The sequence below is a fragment of the Bacillus salacetis genome (assembly GCF_003581585.1).
Lineage (GTDB): Bacteria > Bacillota > Bacilli > Bacillales > Bacillaceae_B > Rossellomorea > Rossellomorea salacetis.
On record NZ_QXIR01000020.1, the window covers coordinates 35,841 to 49,713 of the forward strand.

Genomic DNA, 13,873 nt, shown 5'->3' on the forward strand with positions numbered 1-13,873 from the left:
TACAATGTCTAACGAATTATTATATGTAACGAATTTAAACACTGCTTTCCGTACGGCTGATGGGGAACTGTCGGCTGTACGGGGAATCTCTTTTTCAGTGGATAAAGGCGAAACCCTCTGTATCGTCGGTGAATCGGGCTGCGGAAAGAGTATTACATCCCTGTCGTTGATGGGACTGCTCCCGAGCAATGGCTATATCAAAGAAGGATCCATTGATTTCGCCGGGCGGAATCTGACAACCCTGTCAAAGGAAGAATTGAGAAAGGTCAGGGGAAAAGACATCTCGATGATCTTCCAGGAGCCGATGACTGCCCTGAACCCCGTACTGACAATCGGCTATCAGCTACGCGAACCATTGATGCTTCATAAGAAAATATCGAAAAGGGAAGCGAACAAACAAGGAATCGATCTGTTGAAGCAGGTCGGCATTCCTTATCCGGAAAAACGGATGAACCAATACTCACATGAACTCAGCGGCGGGATGAGACAGCGTGTCATGATTGCCATTGCGCTGGCTTGCCGCCCGCAATTATTGATTGCAGACGAACCGACGACTGCTTTGGATGTAACGATCCAGGCACAGATCCTTGACTTGATACAGGATCTTAAGGATGACCTGAACATGGGTGTCATCATGGTCACTCATGATATGGGAGTCGTCGCCGAGGTGGCTGACAAAGTGATGGTCATGTATGCAGGGGAGAAAGTAGAGGAAGGGGACGTCGAGAGCATCTTTAACAGCCCTCAGCATCCATACACACAAGGGCTTCTCCGCTCCGTACCTGATGTCGATGATCCTTCTTTTGAGTTAGAAGCGATTCCGGGATCTCTTCCCAATTTGAACGAAAATATAACAGGATGCCGTTTTCATCCTCGCTGCCCTTTCGCAATGGACTGCTGCAAAACGGAATCACCGAAGGAATATGATGTCAATGGAACACACCGCGTAAAATGCTGGCTTCAGGAGGTGCGAGAGGATGGAAGTGCTCGAGAAAAAGTCGCTACTTAAACTGGATGGCGTACAGAAATATTTCCCGATTAAAGGAGGATTTCTGAAGCGTGTCCAGGGACATGTCAAAGCTGTCGAGGATGTGAGTCTGGACGTTTATGAAGGAGAAAGCATCGGGATTGTCGGTGAATCCGGCTGTGGAAAGTCAACGCTTGGCCGCACCATTCTCGGCCTCGAAGATATCACCAACGGAAAAGTCCTGTATAAAGACAGTGAAATTCAATCGTTAAGCGGCAGCAAGTGGAAAGAACTTACAAAAGAAATGCAGATGATTTTCCAGGATCCCTATGCCAGCTTGAACCCGAGGCAGCGGATCGGAAATGCGCTTGAAGAAGTGTTTGTCATGCACACCAATCTATCAAGCAGCGAGCGCCGGCAGAAAGTATATGACCTTTTAAAAGAAGTCGGGCTCAAGGAAGAGCATTACGACCGCTATCCGCATGAGTTCAGCGGCGGGCAGCGCCAGCGGATCGGGATTGCACGCGCGATTGCCTTGAATCCTTCTGTTATCATATGTGATGAGGCCGTTTCGGCTTTGGATGTATCGGTACAGGCGCAGGTGCTGAAGCTTTTGAAAAACCTTCAGGAAAAATACGGTTTGACCTATTTGTTCATCTCGCATGATCTTGGGGTGGTCCGCTACTTCTGTGACCGCGTCGTGGTGATGTATTTGGGGAACACGGTTGAACTCGCATCATCCAGAGATCTCTATTCAAACCCGCTTCACCCTTATACAAGGGCACTGCTTTCTTCGATTCCGCGTCCCAAAGTGGGTGCAAGAAAAGACCGCATCCGTCTGACTGGGGAAATCCCCAACCCGGCAAACCCTCCGTCAGGCTGTCCATTCCATACACGCTGTCCGCTTGCGACAGACATTTGCAAACAGGCAAAACCGGAATGGAGGGAAATCGAGAAAGATCACTTTGTAGCTTGTCATCATGTTGAACAGGAGGTTGTGAATTAATGGAGAACATGGATTTTTTATACCACCCGTATTCCTCGCAGCGAAATACGGTCTTTTCAAAAAAAGGGATGGTCGCGACATCCCAGCCACTTGCTGCCCAGGCAGGACTTGAAATTCTGCAGAAAGGCGGCAATGCCATTGATGCCGCCATCGCCACCGCGGCAGCTTTGACAGTTGTCGAGCCCACTTCGAACGGAATCGGCGGCGATGCCTTTGCCCTTGTATGGGTGAAGGATAAGCTGCACGGCCTGAATGCCAGCGGCCCATCGCCAAAATCGATTTCCATTGAAAAAGTGAAAGAACTCGGTCATGACAAAATGCCGGTCCATGGCGTCATACCGGTGACAGTACCTGGAGTTCCAGCGGCATGGGCGGAGCTGTCCGGTAAATTTGGAAAGCTTTCCTTGAAAGAAACACTGGCACCGGCCATCCGCCTGGCGGAAGAAGGCTATCCGCTCACACCTATTCTCGGTAAGTATTGGTCACTTGCTTATAAAAAATTCAAAGAAATTTTAACCGGAGATGAGTTCAAAGCGTGGTTCGAAACGTTTGCTCCGGACGGAAGGCCGCCGAAAATCGGAGAGGTATGGTCATCACCAGGGCATGCATCCACATTGAAAACAATTGCCGAAACAAACGGCGAAAGTTTTTACAGAGGAGAAATTGCTGATAAAATCAGTTCCTTCATGGAAGAACATGGCGGTTTTCTATCACGGGACGATTTAAAGGAATACCAGGCCCAATGGGTTGACCCGATCAAAACGGATTACCGGGGATACGACGTGTGGGAAATTCCGCCGAATGGCCAGGGATTGGTCGCATTAATGGCGCTGAATATTGCAAAAGGCTTTGAATTCCAGGAAAAAGACGCAGTCGATACATACCACAAGCATATCGAATCAATGAAACTGGCCTTCACGGACGGAAAAGCGTACATTACACAGCAGGAACACATGCCGCTTCCCGTAGACGAACTCCTTTCTGACCGTTATGCAGAAGCACGCCGTAAATTGATTGGCGACGAAGCCATCACACCGGAAGCGTACGATATCCCCAAAGGGGGTACTGTATATCTGGCGGCAGCTGACGAGGAAGGCAATATGATCTCATACATTCAAAGTAATTATATGGGCTTCGGCTCCGGCGTGGTCATCCCTGGCACAGGCATTGGCCTGCAGAACCGCGGTCACGACTTTTCTTTGGATCCGGAACACCCGAATGCCTTGAAACCTGGCAAAAAAACATACCATACCATCATCCCTGGCTTCCTGACGAAGGATGGCAGAGCAGTGGGCCCATTTGGAGTCATGGGCGGCTACATGCAGCCGCAGGGCCACTTCCAGGTGATCAGCAATACAATTGATTTTCATTTAAACCCGCAGTCAGCTCTTGATGCGCCAAGATGGCAGTGGATCGAAGGGAAAAAGGTTCTGGTGGAGCCGAACTTCCCGACACATATCGCGCAGGCATTAGCAAGAAAAGGACATGAAATCCAGACCGCAACAGACGAGGGAATGTTTGGCAGAGGCCAGATCATTTGGAGAGATGAGGATACAGGCGTACTCATGGGAGGAACAGAGTCGAGAACAGATGGAGCCATTGCGGCTTGGTAAGAATCATGTCCGGACATCAGGCAGGGGAAAGCGGGGCATACTAAACCTGCCTTCTTCTATGCTTGATGTCATGCTCTTTCATTAGGTTGTTTGGATTGACTTATATAGTGCATATTCAAAAACTGCCAGGTGAAAAGAGCATATCCAACAACAAGAGGGTGATGAAACCTTGAAGCAGCTTCAACTATTTTTAGCTTTTTTCCGAGTGGGAATTCTGGGGTACGGCGGCGGGCCGTCATCGATTCCCCTCGTGCATAATGAAGTCGTGGAGAAATACAAATGGATGGACGATGATGATTTTTCAGATGTTCTCGCACTGGGAAATGCCATGCCGGGACCGATTGCCACAAAGATGGCCGGATATATCGGCTGGAGGGTCGGCGGCTTTGTGGGAATGGCTAACGCGGTACTTGCCACCATCATTCCGACAATCATTCTGATGATCCTGCTCCTGAATGTGCTGAATGCCTATAAGGACAAGGCTTGGGTGCAGGGAATGGCCAACGCAGTCGTGCCGGTGGTCGGCGTCATGCTCGGGGTGCTGACATGGGATTTTGTCGTGAAGTCCAAAGGCGCCTTGGGATGGACCGTCACCATCGCCATCCTGATTGGAAGCTTGATTACAATTGAACTGCTGGGCATCCACCCGGCAATTGTAATCGGCGGCCTCCTGGTATATGCCTTGGTCGGTAAAAAGAAAAAGGCAAGTGAGAGAGAGGTGAAAGCCTCATGATTTATTGGGAAATCTTTTTGGCTTTCTTCATTCCCGGTATCCTGGGATATGGAGGCGGCCCCGCTTCGATTCCACTGGTGGAGCATGAAGTGGTCGACCGATATGGCTGGATGAATGTCAATGAGTTCAGTGAAATGATTGCGTTGGCGAACGGGCTTCCGGGTCCGATTGCTACAAAGATGGCCGGATACATCGGTTATGAGCAGGGAGGAATCCTCGGAAGCATTGTCGGTGTTTTTGCGACAGTTGCACCTTCCTTGATCCTGATGATCGTACTATTGAGCCTGCTCATGAAATACAAAAGCTCACCGAGAGTCAAGAAAATGACCAGCCTTGTCAAGCCAACCATCGCCGTCCTGCTGGGCGTAATGACCTGGGGATTCATCTCCAATTCCTATGAAGGCATCGGCTGGCTGCAAACAATCATCTTGGCTGGTGCAGCCTTTCTCCTGCTGGAAAAGCTGAAGATCCATCCCGTATATGTCATTGGCGGGGCTTTGGTTTATGGAGCGGTGTTCTTGGCTTAGCGCTCTTAGTGACAGGCACGACCCAAAATTTGTCGACGGAAAAAACAAAAATCCAAGCCGTTTTTGGCTTGGATTTTTTTTATATGTATATCCGAAGTTAAAAACACCTGGCGGTCAGGTGCCAAGTTTAGATTCATGGTATTTGTTTTTTCTTATAGGCAGCACTTTTTATATTTCTTGCCGCTGCCGCATGGGCAAGGGTCATTACGGCCGACCTTGTTCTCATTTTCGGCCGGGGGAAAAGTCTGTCGGAATTGATCTTCCTTTTCAATCAGACTCATTTTTATGTGATGCAGTCCAGGGTGATCGATTTTGTTGAGTACAAGGCTGGCATAAAAGGACATTTCCAAATCGGCCATGATCATGTCATAGCCTTCTTCCAGCTGGTGCTCCACAAGAGGAATCGCCTCTACAGACAGATGCTGGCAAAGGGCGTCAGCAATCGTGGTTTGGATGCTGATATCATCGGTCTTCTGCCAAAGCCTCATCAATGCTTGTTCAGCTTCCTTGGATTTGATTTTAGCCAGTATATCAATGCTGTAGATGAAAATGTTCTCATCAATAGCGATTTTTTCTACTTCACGGACCACTTCATCAGTGCCGATTTTTATAAGCGCAGAAGAGATTTCCTCCAGAGCTTCGTCACTATCATCCCTGACAAGCAGCTTTATGAGGTCGGGGACTGTGGATTCTGTCCGGAGTTCACCTGCCATATAAATTTGGAACAAGCCGATCGATGGCATGAAAGAATACGAGAGCAGCTCACCCATCGCATTCTCTGGTTCCCAATCTTCAATGATGCCTCTGCCGATCAACTCATTTGCGACGCGTTTTCCCATTTGTATGGCCGTTGGGTCATAGGTGTTGTCCAAGTTGTTGGCAATGCCGGCAAGCTTTAAAAAGAGGCCTTCTTCATCCATCTCTGAAAAAGAATTCAGTTCTTTATAAAACTTTCTGCCCAAATAGGGAGCTAAATCACTCTCGTATTGCAGAAGCACTGAAGTATCCGCATTATCCAGGAGATTAACAAACCATTCCTTATTTTCATTATCCGTTTTCAAGCGTGAAATAAGCTCCTGCACGCCTTCCTCATCCACCGGAAGAAATCCGATGTGCGGCAGGATCAATTCCGGGAATATGGTGGGGAGTTTCCGGTCATAGGCTTCCAAAGCCTTAAATAATGTTTTCGGCGTTGCAAGATGGCTGTCCTGCAGAATGGAAACGGCAAAATGCTGAACAAATGGATCATCGCTCACTAATGCGGGTTCGATTCTATTTAAGAATGTCATGTGCAGACTTCCTTCCTTGTCGGTTAGTTTCTATTGTAAGGGTTCTTAGATAGAAAATAAACGAGGTTGTCGAATTTTCGATAAGAGGTTTTCCTTTTAGCAATTGGAAGCTAAAGATTATAATAGAGGGTAAAGGAGGTGTGCCCCATGAATCCCCATTATAGTTAACCCCGCTTGAATCCTTGTCCAGATGGCCGGTCCAAACCCATTATAGAAAGGAAGAATGAAATTTGCCAAAAGCCTACCTCGTCAACACAAACAAATCCCAAAACCCCCTAAATGAAGCAGAAATGCTGGAAGAACAGAAAGTCGCTGCTTATTACTCCCCTTGGAAGTACCTCATCAACCACATTGAAGCCAATGACATGGTATTCCTGTACAGCAATGGAAACGGCATTATTGCCCGCGGAATCGGTTCCGGGATTATTGAAAAAGCGGGTGAAGAGGATCTAGAACATTTTATGCCGCTGCTTCAGTTTGAAAAATTGGAAGAGCCCCTGCCTCCGTCCGGCATCGTTCAGCTCGCACAGGGTGTCACAGACGAAAACTATAAGATTAAGTGGAATCAGACATTGATTCACCTTCAGGGATTTATTGGAGAGGAAATCTGGCGTTACATTACCAAAAATAATCTTTGATAGCACAGCAAGTTTGCTTTTTGCCCTCAGCTGTCCGAAAATGTAGGGAGAATGCAAAAGGAGGTCATGTCCATTGAAACTGAAAGATAAGAAGGTTCTTCAGCTTGTCAGTGATGACTTTGAAGATCTTGAGCTGTGGTACCCGGTTTTGCGCTTGAGAGAAGAAGGCGCTGCCGTCCATCTTGCTGGAGAAAAGAAAGATCATGAATATACCGGAAAGTACGGAGTGCCTGCTGTTTCGGATGTATCCTTCAAAGAGGTGGATCCGAATGACTACGATGCTCTGCTTGTGCCCGGAGGATGGTCCCCGGATAAATTAAGAAGGTATGAAGAAGTGCTGTCGATCGTTAAAAAAATGAATGAGGACAACAAGCCGATAGGACAGATCTGCCATGCAGGATGGGTCTTGATATCAGCTAAAATCCTTGAAGGCAAAAAAGTGACAAGCACTCCGGGAATCAAGGATGATATGGAGAATGCCGGTGCCGCGTGGGTGGACCAGCCTTCCATCATTGACGGAAATATTATATCCAGCAGAAGGCCGCCCGATTTGCCGGATTATTTAAGAGATTTCATCAGCGTGATGGAAAAATAAACAGAGAAGACGAGTCCTGAATGTCTGCGGGACTCGTCTTCTTCTTATTTCCTTGATAACTTTTGAATATCTGTTTCAGCTTGGAACAGTCTTTTATTCAGCGCCTCGGAATTGGAGTCTATCTTGGTATGGAATGTTTTTAACAAGGCAATGACATCTTCATTCTGGTTGGTTTCTATGCGTTTAACGATATTTTTTATTTCGTTTTGGCCGGTTTCAAGGCTTGAAAGCCGCCTGTCGATTCTGTCAAACCTGCTCTCCTGTTTGGTGAAAGCTAGGTCATGACTATCCAGGCGGGCATTGAATTTTTTATCTTGTTCGTCGAATCGGGCGTTGAACTTTTTGTCTTGTTCATCAAAGCGGGCGTTGAACTTTTTATCTTGTTCGTCGAAGCGGGCGTTGAACTTTTTGTCTTGTTCGTCGAAGCGGGCGTTAAACTTTTTGTCTTGTTCATCAAAGCGGGCATTGACCTTTTTATCTTGTTCATCAAAGCGAATGTTCATATTTTTGGCTTGCTCGATGAAGCGCGAGTTCATTTTCTTCTCTTGTTCATCGAATTTTTCATCCACTCGATCAAATTTTGCATCGATTTGATTGAACCGTCCGTCAACCTTCTCGAGTCTCTCATCAATGGTATTCAGTTTAGAGAGGATTTCCTTTAGGATTTTTTCCATCTGTCTCACCTCTTTTACATTGTGTAGCCCTTTCCGGCTTCAACACCGAATTCGAAAACCTTATAAGCGGTAAGGGTAAAACATTCGACAGCATCCTCTTCGAATCTTATTGAGGCGTCTGCTGTCATGGTATCCAGCCTCTTCTTGACTTCCGAGGATATATCTTCTTTAAGAAACTCATTCAGCATATTGGCTTTGGAATAAAGGGAGAAAATGAACCCGTCTATAAAAAGATTGAGCCCATAGTTTTCAATGAATCGGTAATGAAATGGAGATTCAAATAAAGGCTCGAGAACTGTGATCTTTTTTTCAAAATGCGCTATTGTAAACAGTGCTTCCAGTATATCCGGGATTTGCTCACTATAAAAGAAGAGGATATCTTCTTTTATCTTTTCCCTGTCTTTGGAAAAATCATCATGGATAGATGTGTAATTTTTAATAGAAGAATTCAATGGGGGACCTCCAAATCATTTGTTTTTCTCTGTAGAAGAGTGCGTGGTCATATTAGTGGGTTTAAATTTCCAAATTTCACCTCCTTTTTCCTATTTTAGCACTATTTTTTATAAAAAAGAGGAAAGTTTTCGGAAAAATCTTTTTATTTTTTGGTATGATTAGAAGAAAGAAGACGATTCATGAGGGTGGGGCTGAATGACAACAACTTCCGAAAGGCTGGCGTTTTTTCTAGAGGATAATTTCCAGGAATTTTTGCAAACATGGAGGTCGCAGGTAGTGATTTCTGAAGGAGATAAATATAAGGAAGAAGTAATGAATAACGGGATCAGGATGTACGGACTTGTCAAAAGGGCAATCAATGGCGGGCTTAGCGAAGAAGATATCAAGATGCTCGCTAAGAAGGTGGCCCTCGAACGAGTCGAAGCCGATGTGAATATCAGTGAGTTCGTCTACAATGTCAATATGGGCAGAAGTGAAATCATCAAATGGGTTGGCACATCAGGCATCGGGATGGAAGAAATGCATACCCATCTGGAAGAAATCAACCGTGTTTTTGACCGTTTTTCCTATTATGCTGTCAAATTTTATTCCGAGAAGAAAGACCAGCAATTGAAGGAAAAGGAAGTATATATCGACCATACTCATAAAGAGCGGCTGACGATCCTAGGCCAGATGAGTTCCAGCTTTGTTCATGAATTCAGGAATCCACTGACTTCCATTATAGGGTTCACGAAGCTGTTAAAAGGTGATTATCCCGAACTGCCGTACCTGGATGTCATGAGCCATGAATTGGATCAACTGAATTACCGGATTTCGCAATTCCTGCATGTTTCAAGAAAGGAAATCATTGAAAGCAAAAAAGAGAAATTCCTGGTGTTTTCGCTGCTGAGTGAATTGATAGAGTTTGTATATCCAAGTTTGGTAGACGGTGATGTCCAAGTGAAATCGCACCTGGACTCACAGGTTTATATCAAAGGGAATAAAGAGGAGCTCAGGCAGGTATTCCTGAATCTGATTATGAATTCCATTGATGCGCTTCAGCAGGTCAAGTCTGACAGGAAAATAACGATCACTTGTACCTTTGAAAATGAGGAGATTCATGTGAAAGTGGCAAACAACGGGCCGGAAATCAGTGAGGAAACGATGGAGGCCATTTTCGAGCCGTTCTATACCACCAAAGAGCTGGGGACCGGAATCGGACTGTACATCTGCCGAAAGCTGGTGGAAAAGCATGAAGGCAGCATCCTATGCACCTCAAGTCCCGAGGAAACAGCGTTCACCATAACGATACCGGCTGCAGAGGAAGAACCTGTCCAAGGAATGCTCCTTTAGTCCTTTAAAGCAGTGGGGGACAGTCCCCTGTTACGTTAAAGCGGTGAAGTGTTAAATAATAGAATAAAACTATCAATAACCGGCAAGGATGATGGACAGTTGGGAGGGAGTCATCTTTGCGGTTATTGGTAGTTTTTTTGTACATAGGGTTCCTGTTCATCATGACGTGTACAGCCAGCTTTACAGATTTGATAGAGCATCAGCAGATCCGGTTTTTAGTCACAGACCAACCAGATTTTTGGAGTTTTTTCGAATACCGCTCCTTTCCGTACAGTGATCCCGGGTATATCAGCCAAAAGGCAGGCCATGCCTTGTGCTTCTTTATGCTGGCGGTTCTTTTGAAGACATTGTTTCACAGCTTTAAGGCGGTCATCACTGTTTCATGGGTATTCGCTTTAATCACTGAAATCGCGCAGATGTACTTTTCAAGGACAGGATGCCTGGTTGATGTGATGTATGATTCAGGCGGGATAATGCTTTTTTTAATGGTCCATTATTTAAGCAGGGCAGCAGCGCGTTCGACTGATATATTCGATACGTGAAACACATAAGCATATTGTAAAGACCGAAAGTGCCCTTGTCAGTATAAGGGCACTTTTGGTTTCTGTTATTAAGACGTGCTTTACCGCTTTAAAGCACTCGGGGACAGTCCCCACATGCTTTAAAGCGGTAAAGCGCAAATGGATTCCCCTTTAGGAGAAGATCTTCCCTGGGTTCAACCGGTTCTCCGGGTCAAGCAGCTGCTTGATCGACTTCATGACAGACAAGGCCGCTCCGTGCTCTAGTTCCTGGTACTTCATTTTTCCGAGGCCGACGCCGTGTTCTCCTGAGCAGGTGCCTCCGACTTCGATTGCTTTCCGTGCCACAAGGTCATTGATCCGGGCTGAAGCGGAAGCCTGCTTTGACTCACCAGGGTCATAGACTACGAGAGTATGGAAGTTCCCGTCGCCGACATGGCCGAATACTCCACCGAGCAGGCCGCTCTCATCTATCAGCTTGCGGGCATATACAACCATATCTGCCAGCTGTGAAATAGGCACGCAGACATCTCCTCCTGAATTGGCCATTCCTTTTATATGCCTGAAAGAGTAGGCCAGTTCATGGCGTGCGCGCCACAACTCGTTGCTTTCAGCAGCACTGTCAGCCCTCTCCCAATTTTCTCCGCCGTGCTCCAGCACCAACTCTTTTGTCAGATTCGCATCTTCTTCTGCAGATGCCACAGTCCCCGAGAACTCCAAGAACAACGAGTGAGCCTCCGGAAAAGAATGTTCGCCGGTTAAATTGACCTGTCTGATGCTGTCAGCGTCCACGAGCTCCATGCGCAGCACTTGTATTCCGCTCATTAAAATGGATTGGGCGGCCTCCGCACATGCTTTAGGTGTTTTGAATGTGCAGCGGGCCGTGACGGTATGTTCAGGTATACCGTGCAGCTTCAAGGTAATGGCGGTCATGATTCCAAGAGTCCCTTCAGACCCCACGAACAACCCATTCAAGTTATAGCCGCTTGAGGACTTCTTTGCCCTGCTTCCGGTGTTGATGACAGAACCGTCTGCTAAAATGACTTCCAGGTTCAGAACCTGGTCCCGCATGGACCCGTAGCGAACGGCAGTCGTACCGCTCGCATTTGTGGCTGTCATACCGCCGATACTGGCATCAGCGCCAGGGTCAACAGGGAACTGTAGGCCGTGCCGGTTGATGGATTTGTTCAATTGTTTCCTCGTGATGCCGGGCTGTACTGTAACCGTCAAATCCTCGGGGTTAAAAGAAAGAATCTTGTTCATCCTTTCAAAATTAATCGAGATTCCTTTGTTGATGGGAATAGCATGGCCATCCAGCCCTGATCCCGCTCCAAAGGGAGTGACAGGAAGATCATTCTCCCGGGCGATGCGCAGGATTTCGATGATCTCTTCCTTGCTTTCAGGGTAGACAACGACGTCCGGCTCAACTGGAGGATGGGAGGATTCATCCCGGCTGTGCCGGTACAGATCCCCTTCACTTATGCTCACTTTATCTGTGCCCACTGACTCAGTTAACTGGTTGATTAACGATGTATTCATCTTTCCACCTCTAAAGTTTGTAATATTCCAACTACTATACTTGTAAAATATCATAGCACAGACTTGGGGCTGGAGAGGAGGTGTTCGGTTTAACTCATTAACGCGTTAACAGGTTGGGGGACAGTCCCCTGGTAGAGCACCGCGGTAACGCGTCAGCGTAACAGGGGACTGTCCCCCAGTGCTTTAAAGGGGTGAAGCACACAGAAATACAAATTTATTACAAATTGGTCGGTTTTATCCAATAAAGATGATAAAATAGTCTTTATATTGAGTATTTTTGCATTTTACTTTTGGGAGGATTACAGAATGAATTCAGAGCTTAATAGGCCAAAAGGATTTGGCGAGATTTTGGATCAGACCTTTCGTCTGAGCAAGAACCGGTTTTTAGATTTTTTCTTGATTTTTCTTATATTGCTCGGGCCGATTTATCTGCTTCAGGCATTATTTGAATTGATGGCAGGAACGAGCTTTTTCAGAGTGGCCGGAACCGGGAACAATTGGTTTGAACAGTTCTTGAGCAGCATAGAAGGGGGAACGATGGAAGCGGAACCTGTAACAGGTGCAGGCATATTTGCAGGATTGGCCTCCGGGCTCCTTGGCATCATCAGCTCCATATTCGGTGTCATTGCGAGTGCTGCCGTCATCATCGGGGTCAACCATGTCAGGAAAAATGAAGAGTTCACGGCAGGAAGCGCAATCAAGCAGGCATTCAAAAGATTCTGGGCTTTGCTTGGGAGCTCTATCCTATACTTCCTGATCATTTTCGGAATGATCTTTGTGCCGATCATGATTATTGGAATCGGAGGCATTTTCGCTTTCGGCTTTGGAGAAGCCTTTTCCGTCGACTCGTTCGCAGGCTCATTGGTGACAATCCTATTCATCTTCGTCCTTCTATTAGCTGCGGCAGTGGGTATCGGGTATTTGGTCACACGCTGGAGCTTCTATATCGGAGTCGTCACGATAGATAAAATAGCACCTGGCATCGGAACAAGCTGGAACCTTTCCAAGGGGCGCGGCTGGCTAGCATTCGGCGTTTTCCTGGTGCTGATGCTGATCACAGGGGTCGTCACGGCCGCCCTTGAATTCACATTCGGTCTGGCGCTCGGCAATAGTGTCCTGTACTCCATCATCCTCAATTTTGTGACGATGATTACATCCCTCATCACCTCGGTCGGCTTGGCTGTCATGTTCTTTGACTTGAAGAGCAGAAATCAAGCGGAAGATCTGCAGGAAATGATTGAGGATTACAAACAAGAGTAGTATGTGCGGTGCCTGGTACAAAACAGCTGATTTGTGCCGGGCTCCAATACCAATGCTGCTAATGAAAGTCAGGTGAGTCAGTTTGCTTAACGAAAATAATGCCAGGGATGAGCTGCAGGATATCCTGAATGATAGGGAATACACTGTGTACCAATCGGAAAATCAAGGGTTCTTTCAAAGCCTCTGGGAAAAAATCAGGGACACCGTCATAGACTGGCTCAACAATTTATTTCCGGAATATCAAGTATCCCAGGGCAGCGGCACGATGATTACGCTGGTCCTGGTCATTCTGGGGCTCGCTGTGCTTTTCCTCGTCCTGTTTTTTGTATCCAGAAAGATGATCAACAAGCGGAAAATGGCGAAACAAAAGCCGCTGCAGCACCTTGCGGAAAAGGATTGGTCTTATCAAGATCATCTGGGTGAATCGCTAAGGCAGGAAGAGGCGGGGAATTACTCTCTTGCGGTCCGCCATCTGTTCCTTGCACTGCTTCTGAATTTCCATGCAAGAGATTGGCTGCAGGCCAGGAAATGGAAGACGAACTGGGAGTATTACGAAGAGCTTCAAAAAGTGAACAAGGAATGGGCAGAGCAATTTTTTTCCCTCGCCTTGAAGTTTGACGAGGCAGCCTATGGCGAACGTGAAATTCAGCAGGAGGAATTCATTCCATATAAAGAAACGGCCATGAAGTGGCTGAACGAAAACCAGCAGGAAATGGAAGCGTAGGGAGG

Annotated in this window: 15 protein-coding genes; 11 read left to right on the top strand and 4 right to left on the bottom strand. The window is 46.7% G+C overall.

Going from position 1 to position 13,873, the window contains the following annotated elements; translation table 11 throughout:
• Positions 1–4 precede the first annotated feature (4 nt).
• The 5 genes from D3H55_RS14595 (at position 5) to D3H55_RS14615 (ending at position 4,846) form a co-directional block, all read left to right on the top strand.
• On the top strand, positions 5–1,009 hold the full coding sequence (locus D3H55_RS14595) for an ABC transporter ATP-binding protein (protein WP_119547900.1): 1,005 nt from the start codon (positions 5–7) through the stop codon (positions 1,007–1,009).
• Positions 978–1,973 (top strand): ABC transporter ATP-binding protein, encoded by a 996-nt coding sequence (locus D3H55_RS14600; protein WP_119547902.1) that lies wholly within the window; start codon positions 978–980, stop codon positions 1,971–1,973. The genes D3H55_RS14595 and D3H55_RS14600 overlap by 32 nt, the downstream gene beginning before the upstream one ends.
• Before the next feature lie 8 nt (positions 1,974–1,981).
• Positions 1,982–3,586 carry a gamma-glutamyltransferase family protein gene (locus tag D3H55_RS14605; RefSeq protein WP_119548001.1) on the top strand — a complete coding sequence of 535 codons (1,605 nt, stop codon included), beginning with the start codon at positions 1,982–1,984 and terminating at the stop codon, positions 3,584–3,586.
• A 169-nt stretch (positions 3,587–3,755) separates the two neighbouring features.
• On the top strand, positions 3,756–4,319 hold the full coding sequence (locus D3H55_RS14610; protein ID WP_119547904.1) for a chromate transporter: 564 nt from the start codon (positions 3,756–3,758) through the stop codon (positions 4,317–4,319).
• Positions 4,316–4,846, top strand: a complete 531-nt coding sequence (locus tag D3H55_RS14615; protein WP_119547906.1) for a chromate transporter — start codon at positions 4,316–4,318, stop codon at positions 4,844–4,846. Before D3H55_RS14610 ends, D3H55_RS14615 begins: the two co-directional genes overlap by 4 nt.
• A 152-nt stretch (positions 4,847–4,998) precedes the next feature.
• On the opposite strand, the gene D3H55_RS24975 is transcribed toward D3H55_RS14615, so the two are convergent.
• The gene (locus D3H55_RS24975; RefSeq protein WP_119547908.1) at positions 4,999–6,135 is read right to left on the bottom strand and encodes an SEC-C metal-binding domain-containing protein; all 1,137 of its coding nucleotides are present in this window, start codon (positions 6,133–6,135) and stop codon (positions 4,999–5,001) included.
• A 230-nt stretch (positions 6,136–6,365) separates the two neighbouring features.
• Here D3H55_RS24975 and D3H55_RS14625 point away from each other — a divergent pair, with 230 nt between their 5' ends.
• A complete protein-coding gene (locus D3H55_RS14625; protein ID WP_119547910.1) occupies positions 6,366–6,773 on the top strand; it encodes a hypothetical protein in 408 nt (135 codons plus the stop codon).
• Positions 6,774–6,846: 73 nt separating this feature from the next.
• Positions 6,847–7,368, top strand: coding sequence for a type 1 glutamine amidotransferase domain-containing protein (locus tag D3H55_RS14630; RefSeq protein WP_119547912.1), 522 nt, complete (start codon positions 6,847–6,849; stop codon positions 7,366–7,368).
• A gap of 44 nt (positions 7,369–7,412) precedes the next feature.
• On the opposite strand, the gene D3H55_RS14635 is transcribed toward D3H55_RS14630, so the two are convergent.
• Entirely contained in the window at positions 7,413–8,042 is a 630-nt protein-coding gene (locus D3H55_RS14635; protein ID WP_119547914.1) for a hypothetical protein, read from the bottom strand.
• Positions 8,043–8,056: 14 nt separating this feature from the next.
• Entirely contained in the window at positions 8,057–8,494 is a 438-nt protein-coding gene (locus D3H55_RS14640) for a hypothetical protein (RefSeq protein ID WP_119547916.1), read from the bottom strand.
• A 196-nt stretch (positions 8,495–8,690) separates the two neighbouring features.
• On the opposite strand from D3H55_RS14640, the gene D3H55_RS14645 reads away from it, so the two are divergent.
• Positions 8,691–9,827, top strand: a complete 1,137-nt coding sequence (locus D3H55_RS14645; protein WP_119547918.1) for a sensor histidine kinase — start codon at positions 8,691–8,693, stop codon at positions 9,825–9,827.
• 116 nt (positions 9,828–9,943) lie between these two features.
• Positions 9,944–10,369, top strand: a complete 426-nt coding sequence (locus D3H55_RS14650; RefSeq protein ID WP_119547920.1) for a VanZ family protein — start codon at positions 9,944–9,946, stop codon at positions 10,367–10,369.
• Between the two features lie 150 nt (positions 10,370–10,519).
• On the opposite strand, the gene D3H55_RS14655 is transcribed toward D3H55_RS14650, so the two are convergent.
• On the bottom strand, positions 10,520–11,884 hold the full coding sequence (locus D3H55_RS14655; RefSeq protein WP_119547922.1) for an FAD-binding oxidoreductase: 1,365 nt from the start codon (positions 11,882–11,884) through the stop codon (positions 10,520–10,522).
• A gap of 306 nt (positions 11,885–12,190) precedes the next feature.
• Between D3H55_RS14655 and D3H55_RS14660 the strand changes: the two genes are divergently transcribed.
• Positions 12,191–13,144 (top strand): hypothetical protein, encoded by a 954-nt coding sequence (locus D3H55_RS14660; RefSeq protein WP_119547924.1) that lies wholly within the window; start codon positions 12,191–12,193, stop codon positions 13,142–13,144.
• Between the two features lie 82 nt (positions 13,145–13,226).
• Positions 13,227–13,868: a DUF4129 domain-containing protein gene (locus D3H55_RS14665; RefSeq protein ID WP_119547927.1), complete on the top strand. Its 642-nt coding sequence runs from the start codon at positions 13,227–13,229 to the stop codon at positions 13,866–13,868.
• Positions 13,869–13,873 lie beyond the last annotated feature (5 nt).